Origin of the sequence: Actinoplanes sp. NPDC020271, assembly GCF_044388125.1 — a bacterium.
In the GTDB taxonomy this organism is placed as follows: domain Bacteria; phylum Actinomycetota; class Actinomycetes; order Mycobacteriales; family Micromonosporaceae; genus Actinoplanes.
The window spans coordinates 48,886-68,052 of the sequence record NZ_JBIRWQ010000036.1 but is presented as its reverse complement, the minus strand read 5'-3'; the positions used below and the strand labels follow the sequence as shown (position 1 = coordinate 68,052).

Annotated in this window: 17 protein-coding genes; 5 read left to right on the top strand and 12 right to left on the bottom strand. The window is 70.1% G+C overall.

Annotation, left to right across the window (positions count from 1 at the left end):
* The first annotated feature begins 37 nt into the window (after nt 1-37).
* Both ACH442_RS43355 and ACH442_RS43350 read left to right on the top strand, forming a co-directional pair.
* Nucleotides 38-1,981, top strand: a complete 1,944-nt coding sequence (locus tag ACH442_RS43355) for an ATP-binding protein (RefSeq protein ID WP_396344006.1) — start codon at nt 38-40, stop codon at nt 1,979-1,981.
* Nucleotides 1,982-2,020: 39 nt separating this feature from the next.
* Complete coding sequence (locus ACH442_RS43350; RefSeq protein ID WP_396344005.1) at nt 2,021-2,278, top strand: hypothetical protein; 258 nt, start codon at nt 2,021-2,023, stop codon at nt 2,276-2,278.
* Here ACH442_RS43350 and ACH442_RS43345 read toward each other — a convergent pair.
* Nucleotides 2,256-2,891, bottom strand: a complete 636-nt coding sequence (locus tag ACH442_RS43345; RefSeq protein WP_396344004.1) for a response regulator — start codon at nt 2,889-2,891, stop codon at nt 2,256-2,258. The genes ACH442_RS43350 and ACH442_RS43345 overlap by 23 nt on opposite strands.
* Before the next feature lie 162 nt (nt 2,892-3,053).
* Here ACH442_RS43345 and ACH442_RS43340 point away from each other — a divergent pair, with 162 nt between their 5' ends.
* Entirely contained in the window at nt 3,054-4,667 is a 1,614-nt protein-coding gene (locus tag ACH442_RS43340; RefSeq protein ID WP_396344015.1) for a GAF domain-containing protein, read from the top strand.
* 52 nt (nt 4,668-4,719) lie between these two features.
* Nucleotides 4,720-5,676 carry an Acg family FMN-binding oxidoreductase gene (locus ACH442_RS43335; RefSeq protein ID WP_396344003.1) on the top strand — a complete coding sequence of 319 codons (957 nt, stop codon included), beginning with the start codon at nt 4,720-4,722 and terminating at the stop codon, nt 5,674-5,676.
* 450 nt (nt 5,677-6,126) lie between these two features.
* Here the strand turns inward: ACH442_RS43335 and ACH442_RS43330 are convergent, their stop codons facing one another.
* From ACH442_RS43330 to ACH442_RS43300, 7 genes are all read right to left on the bottom strand, one after another.
* Nucleotides 6,127-6,903, bottom strand: coding sequence for an energy-coupling factor ABC transporter ATP-binding protein (locus ACH442_RS43330; protein WP_396344002.1), 777 nt, complete (start codon nt 6,901-6,903; stop codon nt 6,127-6,129).
* Nucleotides 6,900-7,652 carry a cobalt ECF transporter T component CbiQ gene (cbiQ, locus tag ACH442_RS43325; protein WP_396344001.1) on the bottom strand — a complete coding sequence of 251 codons (753 nt, stop codon included), beginning with the start codon at nt 7,650-7,652 and terminating at the stop codon, nt 6,900-6,902. Before cbiQ ends, ACH442_RS43330 begins: the two co-directional genes overlap by 4 nt.
* 1 nt (nt 7,653) lies before the next feature.
* Nucleotides 7,654-8,001: a PDGLE domain-containing protein gene (locus ACH442_RS43320; RefSeq protein ID WP_396344000.1), complete on the bottom strand. Its 348-nt coding sequence runs from the start codon at nt 7,999-8,001 to the stop codon at nt 7,654-7,656.
* Complete coding sequence (locus ACH442_RS43315) at nt 7,998-8,693, bottom strand: energy-coupling factor ABC transporter permease (protein ID WP_396343999.1); 696 nt, start codon at nt 8,691-8,693, stop codon at nt 7,998-8,000. The genes ACH442_RS43320 and ACH442_RS43315 overlap by 4 nt, the downstream gene beginning before the upstream one ends.
* A gap of 552 nt (nt 8,694-9,245) precedes the next feature.
* Nucleotides 9,246-9,635 carry a peptidoglycan-binding protein gene (locus ACH442_RS43310; RefSeq protein WP_396343997.1) on the bottom strand — a complete coding sequence of 130 codons (390 nt, stop codon included), beginning with the start codon at nt 9,633-9,635 and terminating at the stop codon, nt 9,246-9,248.
* A gap of 188 nt (nt 9,636-9,823) precedes the next feature.
* Nucleotides 9,824-12,232 (bottom strand): phosphoketolase, encoded by a 2,409-nt coding sequence (locus ACH442_RS43305; RefSeq protein WP_396343996.1) that lies wholly within the window; start codon nt 12,230-12,232, stop codon nt 9,824-9,826.
* A 224-nt stretch (nt 12,233-12,456) separates the two neighbouring features.
* Nucleotides 12,457-13,131 carry an enoyl-CoA hydratase-related protein gene (locus tag ACH442_RS43300; protein WP_396343995.1) on the bottom strand — a complete coding sequence of 225 codons (675 nt, stop codon included), beginning with the start codon at nt 13,129-13,131 and terminating at the stop codon, nt 12,457-12,459.
* A 192-nt stretch (nt 13,132-13,323) separates the two neighbouring features.
* Here ACH442_RS43300 and ACH442_RS43295 point away from each other — a divergent pair, with 192 nt between their 5' ends.
* Nucleotides 13,324-13,518: a hypothetical protein gene (locus ACH442_RS43295; protein ID WP_396343994.1), complete on the top strand. Its 195-nt coding sequence runs from the start codon at nt 13,324-13,326 to the stop codon at nt 13,516-13,518.
* On the opposite strand, the gene yicI is transcribed toward ACH442_RS43295, so the two are convergent.
* The 4 genes from yicI to ACH442_RS43275 all read right to left on the bottom strand — a co-directional run bounded on the left by yicI (nt 13,496) and on the right by ACH442_RS43275 (nt 19,114).
* Nucleotides 13,496-15,754: an alpha-xylosidase gene (gene yicI, locus ACH442_RS43290; protein ID WP_396343993.1), complete on the bottom strand. Its 2,259-nt coding sequence runs from the start codon at nt 15,752-15,754 to the stop codon at nt 13,496-13,498. The two genes, ACH442_RS43295 and yicI, sit on opposite strands and share 23 nt — an antisense overlap.
* A 206-nt stretch (nt 15,755-15,960) precedes the next feature.
* Complete coding sequence (locus tag ACH442_RS43285; RefSeq protein WP_396343992.1) at nt 15,961-16,842, bottom strand: carbohydrate ABC transporter permease; 882 nt, start codon at nt 16,840-16,842, stop codon at nt 15,961-15,963.
* A 3-nt stretch (nt 16,843-16,845) separates the two neighbouring features.
* Entirely contained in the window at nt 16,846-17,739 is an 894-nt protein-coding gene (locus ACH442_RS43280) for a carbohydrate ABC transporter permease (RefSeq protein ID WP_396343991.1), read from the bottom strand.
* Between the two features lie 61 nt (nt 17,740-17,800).
* Nucleotides 17,801-19,114, bottom strand: coding sequence for an extracellular solute-binding protein (locus ACH442_RS43275; RefSeq protein WP_396343990.1), 1,314 nt, complete (start codon nt 19,112-19,114; stop codon nt 17,801-17,803).
* Between the last annotated feature and the right edge of the window lie 53 nt (nt 19,115-19,167).

Here is a 19,167-nt window from a genome sequence, read left to right as displayed (position 1 = left end):
GCGAGTTTCGGGATTTTTGTGCCATTAAAGTACGGCCATGGCAGCGGTGCTGGTCGTCGAGGACAACCCAGAACATCAGGCGGTTCTCGCCGAGATAGTCCGCCGGCTCGGTCACGTGGCCACGGTCACCGGCGACGGACGGGCCGGGCTCGCCGCCGCCCGTGCCGACCGGTTCGACCTGATCGTCGCGGACGTCGACATGCCGCACCTGGACGGCATCCGGATGTGCCAGGCGCTGCGCGCCGACCCCGTCACCGCGGACGTCCCCGTCGTGCTGATCACCGGCTATCTCCCGCCCGGTGACACGCTGCTGACCGAGGCGGGCGCGGTCGCCGTCGTACCGAAGCCCTTCAGTATTCGTGACCTCACCGAGACGCTGCGGCAATTCCTCCCGTTGCCGCCGGACGCCCCGTTCCTGGCCGAGCTGATGCAGAGCCTCGACACCGGCGCGATCGCCTGTGACCCGCAGGGCCGGCTCGTCTTCGCGAACCGCGCGATCCGCGACTTCTTCGGCGACGATTGCGCGACCGTCCCGGTCCACGAGTGGCCGGAACGCTTCCACCTGCGCCACCACGACGGCCGCCCGCTGCAGCCGGAGGATCTGCCCCTGCTCCAGGCCCTGGCCGGCCGCTCGGTGCACCACGCCGACCTGCGGGCCCTCGACCGGGAACGCCGGCTGCGCTGGTTCGCGATCAACGCCCGGCCGGTACGCGACCCCGCCGGAACCCTCCTCGGCGCGGTCGCCGCGGTCCACGACGTGACCTCCGACCACCATCAGCTGCAGTACGAGAAGTGCAAGGCGGAGGTCCTGCAGGCGCTCGTGCACGCACCGGACGTCCAGCACGCCGGCCGGGCCGTGCTGCGCAGCGTGTCGACGTGCCTGGACTGGCCGTACCTGCGGCTCTGGCTCGTCGACGAGGTGACCGACCGCCTCCGGCCGGAGGTGACGCACACCGCGGGCGGGGCGCTGGACATCCCGTTCCCGCCCAGCCTGAACCGGGGTCAGGGGCTGGCCGGCCGCTGCTGGCAGACCGGTGAGCTGGTCTGGGTCCCGGACATCCACGCCGGCGACTCGCCGGTGCTGCCGCTGGTCCGGTCGACCGGGTACCGTGCGGCCGGCGCGGTCCCGGTGCTCAGCGCCGAGCAGGTGGTCGGCGTGCTGACGTTCTTCACCCCGGGCCGGCAGGACCCCGAACCGGCCCTCGCCGTGCTGCTCACCGGCATCGCCGGGCTGCTCGGGGCCTATCTGGAGCGGCGCCGCTCGGACGAGCTGCAGAACCAGCTGGCGGCCAGCATCGGGGAGTACATCGCGCTGGTCGGGCACGAGCTGCGCACGCCGCTGACGTCGATCGCGACGTACACCGATCTGATCGCCGAGTCCGGTGACGACACGACGATCGGCGAGGTCCGGGACCTGCTCGCGGTCATCGAACGCAACAACGCCCGGCTGCGCACCCTGGTCGAACGCCTGCTCGACCTGTCCGCGCTGGAGTCCGGGCACGCCGGGCTGACCGTCGGCACGGTCGACGTCTCGGCGGTGCTGCGGGCCGCGGTGGCGACCGTGATCGCCGACTCCGGCGAGCCCGCCGACCGGATCCGCACCGACCTGCCGGACCGGCTGCAGATCTCCGGTGACCAGGCGCGACTGCGGCAGGTCGCGGAGAACCTGATCGGCAACGCGGTGAAGTACAGCCCGGCCGGCTCGGCGGTGACGGTCACCCTGACCGCCGAGGAGGACGCCGCGGTGCTCACCGTCACGGACGCCGGCATGGGCATCCCGGAGGGCGAACGCAACCGCCTCTTCGCCCGCCTCTACCGCGCCACGAACGCCCGGCACAGCGGCATCCCGGGCGCCGGCCTCGGCCTGGCCCTGAGCCGCGCCATCGTCGAACTCCACCGCGGCACGATCACTCTCACGGCCGGCGACGCCGGCGGCACCATCGCCACCGTCCGCCTGCCCCTCTCCCCCACCAGCCCCTGACTTGCCTGCGCTCATCACGCCCATGACTACGTACCGGAGATGCGCCGCGCGCCGCACGAGATGACCGAGGACGAGGAGACCTGTTACGCCGCGGCCGGCCGGCTCACCGACCCGGCAGCCGGTCCCGAGGCCAGCCGGGAGGGCATCCGGGTGGCCCTCGACGCGATCCGCACGTGGCGCGCCGCACCGGCCCGGCTGGTCCCGGCCCTGACCGCGCTGTTGCACACCCCGGACGAGATGATGCTCGCCGCCACGATCGCCGCCCGGGCGCGGATCAGTTGTGACCCAGCAACTTAGTGGCGAGGACGGCGGCCTGGGTGCGGCGTTCCAGGCCGAGCTTGGCCAGCAGCGAGGACACGTAGTTCTTCACCGTCTTCTCGGCCAGGAACATCTTCCCGGCGATCTCCCGGTTCGTCAGCCCCTCGGCGACGAACTCCAGGATCCGCCGCTCCTGGTCGGTGAGCCCGGCCAGCTCGCGCGGCTGCTCCACCCCGTTGCGGATGCGTTCGAGGACCCGCTGGGTGACGGCGGGGTCGAGCAGCGACTGGCCGCCGGCGACGCGACGGACCGCGTCGACCAGGTCGGTGCCGCGGATCTGCTTCAGCACGTAACCGGAGGCACCGGCCATGATCGCGGCGAAGAGCGCCTCGTCGTCCTCGTACGACGTCAGGATCAGTCCTTTGATCGTCGAGTCGACGGCCCGCACGTCCCGGCACACGTCGATGCCGTTCCCGTCGGGCAGCCGCGCGTCGAGCACCGCCACGTCGGGCCGCAGCGCCGGGATGCGGGCCGCCGCCTCGCGCGCGGAGCCGGACTCGCCGACCACCTCGATGTCGCCGCCCGCCTGCAGCAGGTCGACCAGCCCACGGCGGACGACTTCGTGGTCGTCGAGGAGAAAGACTCGGATCATGCCTCATTTTTATCCAACCCCTGGCCCGGTCACACAGGGCCATAGGTCCCGGGCCGGGCGGGACGGTCACCGGTTACTCTCGGGGCCGTGGCCGAAGGATCAACACCGTCGCTGGGTCTGAGTCCGCTCTCCCGGGTCCGGCTCGACGAGCTGCTGCAGGAGATGCTGGACCGGGTCGGCGACGTGGTGACCAGTCGTGAGCGCCTGCGGGCTCTGCTCGACGCCGTCGTCGGCATCGGCACCGACCTGGATCTGCGCAGCACCCTGCAGCGGATCGTCGAGGCGGCGTGCGCGCTCGGCGGTGCTCGGTACGGGGCGCTGGGCGTGCTCGCGCCCGACCATTCGAGCCTTTCCGACTTCATCACGCACGGGATCGATCCGGCCACGCACGCGCGGATCGGAGACCTTCCCCACGGCCGGGGCGTGCTCGGGGTCCTGATCACGGATCCGCACCCGGTGCGTCTTCCGGACATTCGGAAACATCCCCACTCGTACGGGTTCCCGCCGAACCATCCACCGATGCACAGCTTCCTGGGCGTGCCGGTCCGTACGCGTGACCACATCTTCGGCAACCTCTACCTGGCCGAGAAGCAGGGCGCCCCGGAGTTCAGTGAGGACGACGAGGAGATCGTCGTCGCGCTGGCCGCCGCCGCGGGTGTGGCGATCGACAACGCCCGGCTGTACGAGCTGGCCCAGCGGCGGGAGCGGTGGCTGGCCGCGGCCGCCGAGATCACCGGCGTGCTGCTCGGCACCGTCCACCGGACCGAGGCGCTGCGGCTGATCGCCCGCCGCGCGCGGGAGGTGGCCGGCGCCGGTCAGGTCCTGGTGCTGCTGCACGAGGAGGAGCACGCGCGGTACCGGATCGAGGTCGCCGACCCGGAGGACGCCGGCCTGACCGGGCAGATCATCCCGGCCGACAGCCCGGTGGTCCGTGACTTCGGCGCCGACCGGCAGCGCCTGATCGACGACCTGAGCGCCGCCGCCGAATGGCCCGGCCCGGTCCCGTCCGGTCCGGCTCTGGCCGCGCCACTGACCGGGGTGGAGCGGGGCGTGCTGATCGTCTCGCAGTCGCCGGAGCAGGCCGCGCTCGGCGCCGACGACGCGGTGCTGCTCTCGACGTTCGCCGGCCAGGCCGCGCTCGCCCTGGAACGGGCCCGCGCGCAGGAGGAACGGGAGCTGCTGGCCGTTCTGGAGGATCGGGAACGCATCGCACGGGACCTGCACGACGTGGTGATCCAGCGGCTCTTCGCGACCGGGATGCACCTGCAGGGCGCCGTCGGCCCCGGCATGCGGCCGGAGTCGGCGAAACGGATCAACAACGCGGTCGACGACCTGGACGCGACGATCCGCGACATCCGGCGGTCGATCTTCGAGCTGCGCGCGCCGGTCGGGCCGTCGCTCCGCGGTGAGCTGCGCGAGGCGGTCGCCGCGGCCGAGGCGGCGCTCGGGTTCCGGCCCGAGCTGGAGACGTCCGGCCCGGTGGACAGCGCGGTGCCCGACGACGTCGTGCCGGAGCTGATGGCGGTGCTGCGCGAGGCGCTCGCCAACGTGGCGCGGCACGCGCGGGCACAGAGCGCGCGGGTCTCGGTCCGGGTCGCCGACGGTCACCTGCACCTCCAGGTCCGTGACGACGGCATCGGCATCGACCCGGCGCTCGCCCGTGGTGGCGTCGTCAACATGGGCGAGCGGGCCAGTGACCTGGGCGGTGCGTTCGAGGTCGGTCCCGCGCCGGACGGTGGGACGGTCCTCACCTGGCACGTCCCTCTGACGAGCTGACCGGGACTTTCGGCCCTGCCCGGGCGCGTCCCGGCAAGGCACCGTGGATGGTGTGAACGGCTACGACGAGTCAGATCTGCGGCGCGCGGCGGCGGCTGGCATCCAGGCGCCCTCGATGCACAACACACAGCCATGGACGTTCCGTCTGCGCGACGGAGGCGTCGAGATCCTGGCCGACCCGGCCCGCAAACTCAGTGTCGCTGACCGCAGCGGCTGGGCTTCGCGCCTCGCCCTGGGCGCGGCCACCTTCAACGCACGGCTGGCGCTGGCCTGGGCCGGCACCCCGGCCGACGTCCGGCTGCTGCCGGACCCGGACGAGCCACACCTGATCGCCCGGCTCACGCCGGGGAGAAAACGGCCTCCGACGTACGCCGAGAGCGACCTCTACGCGGCCATCGCCCGCCGGCACAGCAACCGGCAGCCGTTCTGGCCCGACCCGGTGCCCGCCGACGCGCGCGTCCGGCTGATCGAGGCGGCCCGCGCCGAGAACTCGTGGCTGGACCTGCTCGTCGGGATGACCGCGCTGACCGGCTTCTCGGAGATCGCCCACAGCGCCGACCGGGTGCTCCGGCGCGACGACCGTTACCAGGCCGAACTGATCAGCTGGACGGACACCGAAGGCGCCCCGGACGGCATGCCCGCGTTCGCCGGTGCCGCGGTCGGTGAGCCGCAGGACCTGATCCCGCAGCGCGCGTTCACCAACCGCCGACGACCGGCCGGGCGCGACTACGAGCCGGAACCGCTCGTCGGCATCCTCGGCACGGCCGGCGACCGGCGGCTCGACCAGCTCCAGGCGGGTCAGGCCCTGCAGCGGGTCCTGCTGACGATCACCGACGCCGGCCTGGCCTGCTCGATGATCTCCCAGCCGATCGAGGTCCCGGCCGCCCGTGACCAGTTGCGGCGTTCCCTGGGCCGGACCGGTTTCCCGCAGATCGCGCTGCGGATCGGTTTCGGTCAGCCCGGCCGCCAGGCCCCGCGCCGCCCGGTAACCGACGTGCTCACCCCGTAGCCCGCCCGAGCCGCAGGACAGGCGCCCGCGAGCTGGTCGACCGCACCGGGCCGCAGCGGGCCGCAGCGTGCCCCGCGGTTCGCCGCGCGGGTCGGCAGCGGTCCGAGCGCGCGGTCCGGCGTCGTCGGCGGCCCGGGAGCGCTCCGGCGTCGTCGGCGGCCCGGGAGCGCGGTCCGGCGTCGTCGGCGGCCCGGGAACGCTCCGGCGTCGGCAGCGGCCCGGGAGCGCGGTCCGGCGTCGGCAGCGGGCGGAACGCCGAGGGGAGGCACGCGGCGGGATCTTCCTCATCGCCTACGCCGGCATGACGATCCCGCCACCGCTCACCGCCGAACTCCGGGTCCGGCCCGTCGTTGCCGTGGTCGTCGGCCTGATCATCCTCGCCGCGGGACTCGTCGCGGTCCCCGGGGCGTGGAGGGTCAGGACCACGACAGCCCGTGGCACCGGCCGGGATCAGCGGCGGCGGGAGGCGGCGGCCGCGGCCGGGTCGAAGCCGAACGGCAGCTCCAGCCGGTGACCGCGCATCAACTCGCGGTCGGCGAGCAGGTCGGCGGTCGCCCCGTCGGCGACGATGCGGCCGGTGTCGAGGATGACCGAGCGGGGACACAGCTCCAGCGCGTACGGCAGATCGTGCGTCACCATCAGCACCGTCACCGGCAACGACTCGAGGATCTCGGCCAGCTCACGCCGGCTCGCCGGGTCCAGGTTGGACGACGGCTCGTCGAGGACGAGGATCTCCGGGCGCATCGCCAGGACCGTGGCGACCGCGACGCGCCGCCGCTGGCCGAACGACAGGTGATGCGGTACGTGATCGCGGTGCTCGCTCATGCCGACGGCGGCCAGGGCCTCGTCGACGCGGGCGGCGAGCTCCTCACCGCGTACCCCCGCATTGGCCGGGCCGAAAGCGACATCCTCCGCGACCGTAGGCATGAAGAGCTGGTCGTCGGGGTCCTGGAAGACGATGCCGACCCGGCGGCGGATCTCGGCGATCGCGGCCCGGTCGCCCGGCGTGACCGGCAGGCCGGAGACCTCGACCGTGCCACCGCCGCCGTGCAGGATGCCGTTGAGGTGCAGGACCAGGGTGGTCTTGCCGGCGCCGTTCGGGCCGAGCAGGGCGACCCGCTCGCCGGGAGCGAGGGTCAGGTCGACGCCGCGCAGCGCCGCCCGCCCGTCCGGGTAGGCGTAGTGCAGCCGGGAGACCTTCAGCGCGGGAGTTGCCACGTCGATCATGCTAGAACGGCGATTCCCAGCGAGATCAGCGGCAGGGCCGCGCCCACCGCCCACTCCCGGACCGGGGGCTTGCGTGACTCGACGTGCGGGAGCCGCCCGGTGTAGCCGCGGGAGACCATCGCCAGGTACACCCGCTCGCCGCGCTCGTAGGACCGCAGGAACAGCGATCCGACCCCGACCGCGAACGCCTTGACCTGCCACAGGAAGCGCGGGTCGTAGCCCCGGGACAGCCGCGCGATCCGCATCCGCCGGGCGTCGTCGGCGAGCACGTCGAGGTAGCGCAGCATGAACGTCGCGATCTGCGTGAACACCGACGGCACGCGCAGCCGGTCGAGCCCGAGGATCAGGTCACGCATGGTGGTCGTCGCCGCGAGCATGAGGGAGGCGAGGACGCCGAGCGTGCCCTTGGCGAAGATGTTCCACGCGCCGTGCAGCCCGTCGACCGACAATGACAGGCCGAGCCATACGACGCGCTCGCCGTGCCCGAAGAACGGCAGGGCCACGGCGAGCAGGACGAACGGCAGCTCGATGGTCGCTCGCTTGAGCAGCCAGAGCGGAGGAACACGGGCAAATATCGCCGAGATCGCCAGCAACCCTGAATAACCGGCGAAAGCGGAGAACTCGGTGGGCGGAGTCAGCACCACCACGATCGTGAACAGCAGAACTGCCACGATCTTCACCTCCGGCGCCAGCCGGTGCACCCGGCCGGCCCGGTCCAGGTAGAGCGGGTGAGCGTGCCCCGCCCCCACCTCAGGCGGCCTTCTGCTCGCGGCGGCGGACCAGCCAGAACCCGCCCGCCCCGATACCGAAAGTGATCAGCACCCCGAGCGCCCCGGCGAGCCCGGTCGACAGCGCCGAGTTGTGGATGCCGCGGATCCCGTAGTCGGCGAGCGGGCTGTCCTTCATCTGGTGGCCCTGCTCCTGCCGGGCCATGCAGGTGCCGCCGGTGATCTCGCCGTTCGCGTCGAACGTGCAGCCCTGCCGGGCGGTCGCGTCCAGCCCGTCCGGGCTGCTCGACGCGAAGTTGCTGACCACACCGGCCAGCAGCAGCGCCACGAGCAGGCCGCCGGCGAGGAACCATCCGAGCTTCTTGTTCACGCCGCTGCCTCCTCGAACACGACCGGCTTGCGGAACTTGCGCAGGGCGTACACCAGATCCGGCCGGACCCGGGCCACGGTCGCGACGGTGGTCGCCGCGATCAGCCCCTCACCGATACCGATCAGCACGTGCGTGCCGGCCATCGTGCCGGAGATCCACGGCAGTGACAGCTCGGTCGTGCCGCCCAGCGCATATTCCAGGACGAACCCCTGCGAAGCGACCACGACCGAGACGACCGAGGCGATGAACGCGGTGACGCCGAGCCCGCCCGGGTTCTTCGGCAGCACCCGCAGCAGGCCCGCGACCAGCAGATAGCCGGCGGCAGTGCCGAGCAGGGCCATGTTGGTGATGTTCAGGCCGATCGCGGTCAGGCCACCGTCGGCGAAGAGCAGGCACTGCACGATCAGGACGGTCGAGACGCACAGCGCGCCGACCCACGGCCCGACCAGGATCACCGCGAGCGTGCCGCCCAGCAGGTGACCCGAGACGCCCGGCAACACCTGGAAGTTCAACATCTGCACCGCGAAGATGAACGCGGCGACCAGCCCGGCCATCGGCGCCAGTCGGTCGTCGAGGTCGGCCCGCGCCTTCCAGACGCAGACCGCCAGCACGGCCACGGCGAACACCACGAAGATCGCGGACACCGGGCCGTTCACAATCCCGTTCGCGATGTGCATCGCTTGCGCATCCATGGCGCCTCCCCTTCGCGGGGCCGGACCTCCCCGCCGGGTCAGCCTATAAGCCAGAGGTAGCTGTTGCACATCCTTGGCAACTAGAACGAGTGATGAACGTGATCACGATCAAATTCAACGTCAAGATCTTGATGTCCCCTCTCCGCTGTGGTCCGGATCGTCGCTCCCGCGGGGACCCTTCCGGGCCGAGCAGGGGCGCGGGGCGCCCCTGAACGCTCAGCCCGGAAGGGCGACGTCCGCGGGTGGGCACGGCCAGAGCAACAAACCCGCCCACAAGTCCCGTCCGCAGCCGGGCCCCGCTCGTCGAGGTCCGCGAGGCGGCCGTGTGGCCACGGAGCCGGCGTGCCCGCGGTGAGCGGGCCGGGGCCTGCGGTGAGCGGGCCGGGGCTTGCGGGCGGACACGAGGCGGGCGTGCTCACCGCCGTACGGGAAGATCGAAGCGGACCTCGCACCGGGAAGGCCGGACGTCCGAGCGGCGCCGGCCCCGCCGGGAAGCGGCCGGATACGAGCGAGGGCGCCGGGTCCGAAACGGACCCGGCGCCCCGCGAAACGTCAGGCGGCCTGCTGGAGCGAGGCGGAGCTGCCGGCGACGAGCGCCTGCCACGTCTGCGTGCCGACCACTCCGTCCACGATCAGACCGGCCTCGGCCTGGAATGCGCGGACCGCCGACTCGGTGCCGGGCCCGAAGACGCCGTCGGGCGCGGAGGCCAGGCCGCGGCGCTGCTGGAACTCGTGCTGGACGCCGCTGACGGCGTTGCCGGAGGCGCCGGGGCCGACCGGGACGATCAGGGCCTGCCACGTCTCGGCGCAGACGATGCCGTTGTCGGGGATGCCACGGGTGCGCTGGTACGCGCGAACCGCGTCACCGGTCTGGGCGCCGAAGACGCCGTCCACCGTTACCGTGTGGCCGTGCGCGCGCAGCAGGTATTGCAGCGTGGGCACGGGATGTTGCGTCGAACCCTGCCGGGTCGTCGGCCAAGGGCTGTGTGTGCCGGCCATCCGGGGTCCCCTTCCTCAACGTCGAGTAGGCGTGTGCCATTCACCTTCGCGTCATTGAGCGTCGAAAGAAAGGGTGAAGTATCTCTCCGCCCACACTTTGTTAAGCGGAGAGACACTCGAACCCACCTAGATCAACTCTGGGCCCAGTCGCCGAGTGACCAATCCCGGACCTCGGGCATGTCCTCGAGGTGCTCGACCACATAGGTCTCGTGCCGTTCCAGCTGCGCCTCGCACCAGGCCTTGAGCTCGGACGCGCCGCTCGGCAGCCGCTTCGCGTTGTTGATCGCGTCGATCACCAGGTGGTAGCGGGACGCCTTGTTCCGCACGGTCATGTCGAACGGCGTGGTGGTCGTGCCCTGCTCGATGAAGCCACGCACCCGGAACCGGTCGGCGTCCGGCCGGCCGTGCACCAGCTGGTGGATCGCGCCCGGGTAGCCGTGGAACGAGAAGACGACGTCGACGTGGTCGGTGAACAGCTCACGGAACATCGTCTCGCTCATGCCGTGCGGGTGGTCCTTCGGCCGGGGCAGCGTCATCAGGTCGACGACGTTGACCACGCGCACCTTGAGCTGCGGCAGCTTGCGCATCAGGATCTGCGCGGCGGCCACCGTCTCCATGGTGACCACGTCGCCGGCGCAGGCCAGGACGATGTCCGGGTCGCTGTTGCCGTCGTCGGTGCCGGCCCACTCCCAGATGCCGGCGCCCTTGGCCGCGTGCTCGATGGCCTGGTCCATGTCGAGCCACTGCAGCTGCGGCTGCTTGTCGATCACGATCAGGTTGATGTACGACCGCGACCGGAAGCAGTGGTCAGCCACGCTGAGCAGCGTGTTCGCGTCCGGCGGCAGGTAGACCCGGGCGACGTCGCCGCGCTGCGTGAGCACGTTCTGGATCAGGCCCGGGCCCTGGTGCGAGAACCCGTTGTGGTCGTTGCGCCAGGCCGTGGACGTCAGCAGGATGTTCAGGCTCGGCACCTTGGCCCGCCAGGGCAGGTGCGACGCCTCCTGCAGCCACTTGCCGTGCTGGATCGTCTGCGACGCGCTGACCATGGCGAACGCCTCGTAGGTGGCGAACATGCCGTGCCGCCCGGTCAGCGTGTAGCCCTCCAGCCAGCCGTGGCAGTTGTGCTCGGAGAGCACCTCCATGACCCGGCCGCTGCGGCTGAGCTTCACGTCGTCGGGCGTGACCGACTCCATGAACGCACGGTCGGAGACCTCGAAGACGGCGCCGAGCCGGTTCGAGTTCGTCTCGTCCGGGCAGAACAGCCGGAACCGGTCGCTGTTGCGCTCGTAGATGTCGCGCATCATCTCGCCCAGCTTGCGGGTCGACTCGGCCCGCCCGGCGGCCGGCGTCTTCACCTCGACCGCGTAGTCCCGGAAGTCGGGCAGGTCCAGGTCCCTGGTGAGCCGTCCACCGTTCGCGTGCGGGCTCGCGCTCATCCGCAGGTCACCCTCGGGCGCCAGGTCACGCACCGGGCCGGCCGGCGCGCCGGTCGCGTCGAAGAGCTCCTCCGGCCGGTACGACTTCAGCCACTCCTCGAGCATCCGCAGGTGGTCCGGGTTGTCCTTGACGCCGGAGAGCGGAACCTGGTGGGCCCGCCACGTGCCGCCGACCGTGATGCCGTCGACCTCCTGCGGACCGGTCCAGCCCTTGGGCGTACGCAGGATGATCAGTGGCCAGTGCGGGCGCTGCCCGTCCCAGTCGCCGCCGCGCGCCGCGGTCTGAATGGCGCGGATCTTGCCCCAGGCCTCGGCCAGTGCCTCGGCGAACCGGTGGTGCATGCCGGGCAGGTCGTCGCCGCTGACCTCGATGATCTCGTAGCCGTGGCCTTCGAGCAGCTTGCGGACCTCGGCCGGATCCTTGCGGGCCAGCACGGTCGGCCCGGCGATCTTCGCGCCGTTGAGGTGCAGGATCGGCAGGACGGCACCGTCGTGCTCGGGGTTGATGAAGGAGATGCCCTTCCACGACCCCTCCAGCGGGCCGGTCTCGGCCTCGCCGTCACCGACCACCGCGATGGTCAGCAGATCCGGGTTGTCCATCACCGAGCCGAACGCGTGCACCAGCACGTACCCCAGCTCGCCGCCCTCGTGGATCGAGCCGGGCGTGGTCACCGAGACGTGACTGGGAATGCCACCGGGGCTGGAGAACTGCCGGAACAACCGCAGCATGCCCTCCTCGTCCTGGCCGACCTTCGGGTAGACCTCGGAATACGTCCCCTCGAGGTAGCCGGCGGCGACCAGCGCCGGGCCACCGTGCCCCGGCCCGGCCAGGTAGATGGCCTGCTGCCCGGTCGTCTTGATCAGCCGGGACACGTGCGCGTAGACGAACGACAGGCCGGGGCTGGTCCCCCAGTGGCCGAGCAGGCGCGGTTTGATGTGCTCCGGCTTCAGCGGCTCCCGCAGCAGCGGGTTCCCCTGCAGGTAGATCTGGCCGACGGTCAGATAATTGTTGGCCCGCCACCATGCGTCGAGGCTCGCCACCTCGGTGTCGTCTGGCTGGGCGAGCTTGCGGACCAGGTCCTCGTGGTCGAGCACAACGGTCACGATCTTTCCTTCCCTGAAGGCTTCGTCGATCTTCACGTTCCTCCGCCGGGACCCCGCTCGGCAGGGTCCTTCGGCCCTTCCGATCGGGACGTTACCCGCGGGGACATGCGCCATGCGTGACCGTTCTTCGACTTCCAGAACAATTCGGCGGTACGACGGTGAGCCGCCCGCCCCCGCACGCTCCGCTGCCGAACCCGGTCCACGGAGACCATGCGGGCCGGCGGTCAGGCTCGCGGCGCCACGCGATCGCGCAGCAGGGTGAGGGCCGGCCCGTACATCCGGCTCTTGATCGTGCCCAGGGTGTCCCCCGCGTTCGGCGCCAGCGTGGACGCGATCTTCACCGCCGTCGCGCGGACCGCGTCCTCGGCCACCGCGTGATCCACGATCCGCGCGGCGAGAGCTTCCTCCCCGCCGTACCGCCGCCCGGTCGTCATCGCCTCGTGCGCGACCTGCGGAGCCAGGCGCCCCTGGATCAGCGCCGACATCCCCGGCGTGAACGGAATGTTGATGTTGACCTCGGGCAGGCACCAGTAACCCCGGTCCGCCCGCATCACCCGAAAGTCATGCGCCAGCGACAGCATCGCCCCGGCCGCGAACGCATGCCCCTGCATCGCGGCCACCGTCGGCAACGGCAGGGCGAGGAATCGGGCGAACAGCTCCTCGACGTCATCGGCGTAGCCCTGGAAGTCCGCCCCGCTCGTCCCCAGCCAGGCGAGGTCGAGCCCGTTCGAGAAGAACTTCCCGGTCGCGGTGGTCACGAGAGCCTTGGTCCCGTCCGCCTTCTCGACCTGATCGAGCGCATCGTCGACGGCCGCCAGCCAGTCGGGGTGGAAGCGGTTCTCGTCGCCTCCCAGGTCGAGCACGAAAACGTCGTCCTGCCGGTCAAGCGTCGGCATCATTGCCCCCAGTCATCAAGTTACCGAACGGTAACTTGCCGCCGCGCAGCCGGTCAAGGCACTCCTGGCGATGCCGGCAGCATCGCGGGCGCGCGGCGCGGGCTGTGGTCCGGCCGGCCGCGCGGCCCCCGCTCCCGGCTTCGCCGACGGGTGGCGCCCGAACCCGCGTCGGGGGTCCTTCGGTCGGTCGCGGACATGCTGTCGCACGATCGGCACCGGGCGGTGCGCGGATCAGCAGAACCGGCCCTCCTGACCGGCCGGGCTGTGCGCCCGGCCGGTCAGCGGTTGCTCGCTCGCGCCGCGGTGCTCGGGCACAACCCGATGTCGGCGCAGCCGATCCACGACTCGATCATCCAGGACCCACTGGTCAGCGGGACTGCTCCGGGGTGAGGGCGCAGCTGTCCTGATCGGCGGACAACTCGATGACCCGCGCGCCCACCTGGACGCGCCACGGCAGGGCCTCCCCGGAGCGGCCGACCCGGATCTCGTCCCCGTCCCGGAGGACGGTGAAGACCGTGTCGGCGCCGGACGGGCCGGGCACGACCACGGCGGTCCGGCCGTCCGCCGGCTCGAACAGCCTCAGGGTCACACCGTCGCGGTAGTCGTAGTCGGGCCGGTCCTGGCGGGCGCCGACCGGGATGACCGCGCCCGGGCGGACGAGCAAGGGCGCGCTGAAGAAGTCGTGGGTCTCGTGCACCCAGCCGGGCCCGGTGACGACCTCGCCGGTCAGGTAGTGGGTCCAGCGGCCGGCCGGCACGTAGTAGGACACCTCGCCGGCGGCGCTGAAGACCGGGGCGACGAGCAGGTCACCGCCGAGCAGGTACTGCCGGTCGAGGTAGGCCACGGCCGGGTCGGACGGGAAGCCGACGACCATGGGGCGCATCACCGGCACACCGGTCAGGTGGGCTTCGCGGGCCGCGCCGAACAGGTACGGCATCAGCCGGTACTTGAGGTGCGTGAACGAGCGCAGCACGTCCACCGATTCCTCGTCGAAGTTCCACGGCACCCGGTACGACTTGGAGCCGTGCAACCGGCTGTGCGACGACAGCAGCCCGAACGCCACCCACCGCTTGAACACGGCCGGGTCGGGCAGTCCTTCGAAGCCGCCGATGTCGTGGCTCCAGAAGCCGAAGCCGGACGACATGAGGGACAGGCCGCCGCGCAGGCTTTCCGCCATGGATTCGAAGGTGCCGGTGTTGTCGCCACCCCAGTGGACCGGGAACTGCTGCCCGCCGACGGTCGCCGAGCGGGCGAAGAGAACGGCTTCGCCTTCGCCCTTCGACTCGCGCAGCACGTCGAAGACGACCTGGTTGTAGATCTGCGTGTAGTAGTTGTGCATCCGCTCGGGGTCGGACCCGTCGTGCCACACGATGCCGTCGACGGGGATGCGCTCGCCGAAGTCGGATTTGAACGCGTCGACACCCATGTCGACCAGTGCGCGCAGCTTCGACGCGTACCACTCACGGGCGTCGGGATTGGTGAAGTCGACCAGGCCCATGCCGGCCTGCCAGCGGTCCCACTGCCAGACGTCGCCGCCGACCGTCCGGACCAGATAGCCGTTGGCTTTTCCTTCGGCGAACAGCGGGGACCGCTGCGCGATGTAGGGGTTGATCCACAGGCAGACCTTGAGGCCTTTGCCGGCGAGGCGTTTCAGCATGCCGGCCGGGTCCGGGAAGATCCGGGTGTCCCATTCGAAGTCGCACCAGTTGAACTCGCGCATCCAGAACGTGTCGAAGTGGAAGACGCTCAGCGGCAGGTCGCGGTCGGCCATCCCGTCGACGAACTTGTTGACCGTCTCCTCGTCGTAGGAGGTGGTGAACGACGTGGTCAGCCACAGGCCGAACGACCAGGCCGGGGGCAGCGCCGGGCGACCGGTCAGCGCGGTGTACTTGCGGATCACGTCGGCCGGCGTGGGTCCGTGAATGATCAGGTAGGACAGGGACTGCCCGGCCACGCTGAACTGGGTGCGGGTGACCATCTCGGAGGCCACCTCGAACGACACCTTGCCCGGGTTGTCGACGAGCACGCCGTACCCGGCGTTGGTGAGGTAGAACGGGACGTTCTTGTAGGACTGTTCGCTGCTGGTGCCGCCGTCCTCGTTCCAGATGTCGATGCTCTGGCCGTTCTTGATCAGCGGCCCGAACCGCTCACCGAGACCGTAGACGACCTCGCCGACCCCGAGATCCAACTGCTCATGGACGTACGCGCCGTCGGGCGAGCTGACGACGCCCATGCCCTTCCAGCCGCTGCCGGTGATCCGTTTGCCGCCGGCGAGGAAGTCCAGCCCCCAGTTGTCACCGGTGCGCACCGAGGCGGTCAGCGCGCCCGACGTGAGCGTGGCGTCGGTGACCGTCACCTCGGCCGACCCGGAATTGATCGAGAAGTCCGGACCTTTCGGCGCGGTTCCCTGGAAGTGCTCGATCGTGACCCGGATGACGTCGTCCATGGGTGCCGACAACGTGACCGTGATCAGCGGCGCGTCCAGGGTGTCGCCCCGGTCCTGGATCCGCTTGGTGGCGGCCCACACGGTCAGCGAGTCCGGCCCGGGGCTGCTGTCCTGGAAGTGCGCGGGATGGACGACGGTCAGGCCGTCCCGTTTACGCCAATAGCCGTCGGTGAACTTCATGTGTGTCCTTTTCTAAAGATCACGTGAGGGCGGCGGCGATGCCGCGCGGAAGAACGAGGGGGCATCGGCGCCGCCGCCCGCGGAGGTCAGGCGGGCGGCGGCGCCGCGCGGCATCGGTGAACCTTTTTCAACCTGGCGACAGGCCCGCGACCGCCGGGCCGCTGACCGGCGCCGACGCGCTGGGCCCTGGCCACGTTGAAAGGAGTTCACTTGATGGCGCCGGCCGCGATGCCGCGGGTGAGGGTCCGCTGGAAGATCAGGAAGAAGATCATCGCCGGGATGATCCCGATCAGCGCGGACGCGCTGGTGGTCGTGGCATCCATCATCCGGTCGCCCTGGAGCACGCCGAGGGCCACCGGCACGGTCTGGTTGTCGTTGGAGATCAGGAAGATCAGCGGCAGGAAGAACTCGTTCCACGTCCAGATGAAGAAGAACGTGAACAGCACGGCCAGCGTCGGCCGGCTGACCGGCACCACCACCCGCCAGAGGGCTCGCCACTTCCCGGCGCCGTCGATCGAGGCCGCTTCCAGCAGTTCCTTCGGGAACTCGGTGTAGACCGAGGTCAGCAGGTAGGTCCCGAACGCGCTCTGGACGACCGTGAAGATGATGATCACCGACCACAGGCTGTCGTAGAGCCCGAGCTGCTTGGACAAGTAGTAGAGCGGGTAGACCAGCACCTCCTGCGGCAGCAGGTTGGCGATCAGGAAGAACACCAGGAACCAGATCCGGCCCTTGACCCGTCCGATGCCCAGCGCGTACGCGTTGAACACCGACAGGATCACGCCCAGCACCGCCACCACGATGCTGGTGATGAAGCTGTTCCAGAGTTTGAGCCCGAAGTCGACCCGGTTCCAGAAGTCGATGATCCCCTGGAAGTAGAGGTGGTGGGGCAGAGCGAGCGGCCCGTGCGCGGCATAGTCGGCCGGGCTCTTCACCGCGTTGACCGCCACCACGAGCAGCGGCGCGACGATGAGCAGCAGCAGGACCAGCAGGGCGAGCAGGATGAAGAAGCGGGCCGGGTGTCGCTCGCGGAGAGAGACCCGTTCCTCGGTACGTCGTGACGGCGCACGCGTCGCGGTGACAGTCATCGGTTAGCTCCGCTCGGCACGGTTCTGCAGGCGCAGGAAGACGATCGCGAGGATGATGATCAGCACGGTCAGCACCGTGGAGATCGCCGATCCGTACCCGACCTGGGCCTTCTCGAAGAAGTTCTTGTAGGCGAAGTAGGACGGCACGAGCGTCGCGTTGCTCGGGCCGCCACGGGTGAGCACGAAGATCTGCCCGAAGATCTTCAGCGACGCGATCGTGGTGGTGACCAGCACGACGTACAGCTCGGGCCGGATCATCGCGACGGTGATCTTGCGGAACCGCTGCCACCAGGTCGCGCCGTCGAGGTCGGCCGCCTCGTAGAGTTCGGGGTCGATGCGCTGCAGGCCGGACATGAACATGACGATCGGGTAGCCGAGCTGGAACCAGATCATCACGGCCATCACGCTGTACAGCGCGTATTTCGGGTCGCCGAGCCAGTTGTGGGCGAGCGAGCCGAGCCCGACCGACTCGAGGATCTTGTTCAGCGCGCCGTAACTGGGGTGCAGGATCCAGCCCCAGATGATGCCGGTCACCGCGACCGGGAGCACCTGCGGCAGGTAGTAGCCGGAGCGCAGCACGGACGCCCAGCGGTCGTTGAACTTCTTCGCCACGTAGTCGAAGAGGACCGCGGCCAGCACCAGGCCCAGGAACGTCGGCACCACCGCCATCGCGATGATCAGCAGGATGATGTGCCCGAAGGAGGCCCAGAAGTTGGCGTCGGAGAACAGCCGGGTGTAGTTGTCGAAGCCCACCCACTTGGGGCTGCCGATCCCGGTCCACTTGGTGAAGCTGATGTAGACCGTCATCACCAGCGGGATGATGATCACCGCGGTCGAGGCGAGGAGCCCGGGGATGAGGTAGACCGCGTAGCCGCGGTTCTTGGTACTGCCGGCCATGCGCCCGGTCCTTTCCAGCGGGGCGGGCGGTGGTCCGCCCGCCCCGGTTGTCAAACCCGGATCACTTACCGAGGTCGGCCAGGTTCTCGTTGTACGGCTTGGCGACCTCGTCGAGGAACGCCTGCGGCGTCTTCGAGCCGTTGATCAGGCCTTGCACGCCGGCGACCATCACGTCGTAGTAGCCCGGGGCCGGCCAGTCGGGATAGAACGCGAGACCGTCACCGGTGGTGAGCTTGTTGAAGTTCTCGATCAGTTCCTTGTTCTTCGCGTCGGTGATCGCGGACGGGTCGGCCGCCACGGGGACGCCACCGTTGTTGCCCAGCAGGTTCTGGATCTCCGGCGTCATCGTGATGTCGATGAAGTCGTACGCCAATGCCTTGGCCTTGCTCTTCTCCGGGACGACCCAGAGGTTGCCGCTGGAGCCGGGGTGCAGTGTGTTGCCGGGGAACAGGAACGTGCCCCATTCGAAGTCCTTGATCTCCTTGGCGAACCGCCCGTACCACCAGGACCCGGAGATCAGGATCGGGAACTTGCCCTGCTCCCAGGAGACGCCCATGTCCTCGGCCTTGATCCCGGCCGAGTCCTTGGCGAGGTAACCCTTAGACACCCAGTCGGCGAACGTGGTCGCGCCGTAGGTGAGCACCGGGCCGTGGAAGTCGACCTTGTTCTTGTAGAGCTGGTAGTCGTCGACGAACGCGCGGTCGGCCTTGGAGAGCGCCAGCTCGTAGAAGATCTGCTGGGCCGGGTACTCGGCGCCGCCGACGGCGAGCGGGGTCACCTTGTTCTTGACGAACGTGTCGAGCACGGCGGTGAACTCGTCGAGCGTGGTCGGCACGGCGATCTTGAACTTGTCGAACATCGCCTTGTTGTAATAGACCATGACGTACTCGCCGTAGTTGGGCACGCCGAAGAACTTGCCGCTGCCCATGATGCCGGACTCGTCGTACTTCGCCGTGGTCTGCAGGCTGGAGCTCAGCTTCTTGTCCCACCCGCGCTTGGTCGCCTCGTCGGACAGGTCGGTGAGCAGCCCCTGCTTGGAGAGCAGGCCGGCGGTCGCGTTGCCCTTGTTGTACTCGAGGATGTCGGGCGCGCTGTCCGAGTTCAGGATCATCTGGGCGTTCTGCTGGATCTGCTCGAAGGACTTCTCCTCGAACTTCACCTCGACGCCCGGGTGCTTGGTCTTGAAGATCTCGATCGCCTTGGCCCAGGCGATGCCCATCGCGCTGGTCGGGCCCTCGTAGTGCCACAGGGTCAGGGTCTTCGCGTCGGCGCCCTCGGTGGAGGACGAGGACGAGTCGTCGCCACAGGCGGCGAGCGCGGCGGCGGCGGTCAGGCCGAAGGCGCCGGTCAGCAGGCCACGTCGGGAAAGGGTCATAGCGGGGTCCTCCCAGGGGGACTGTTCCAGGAGTCGAAATGTCACGAAGAGAA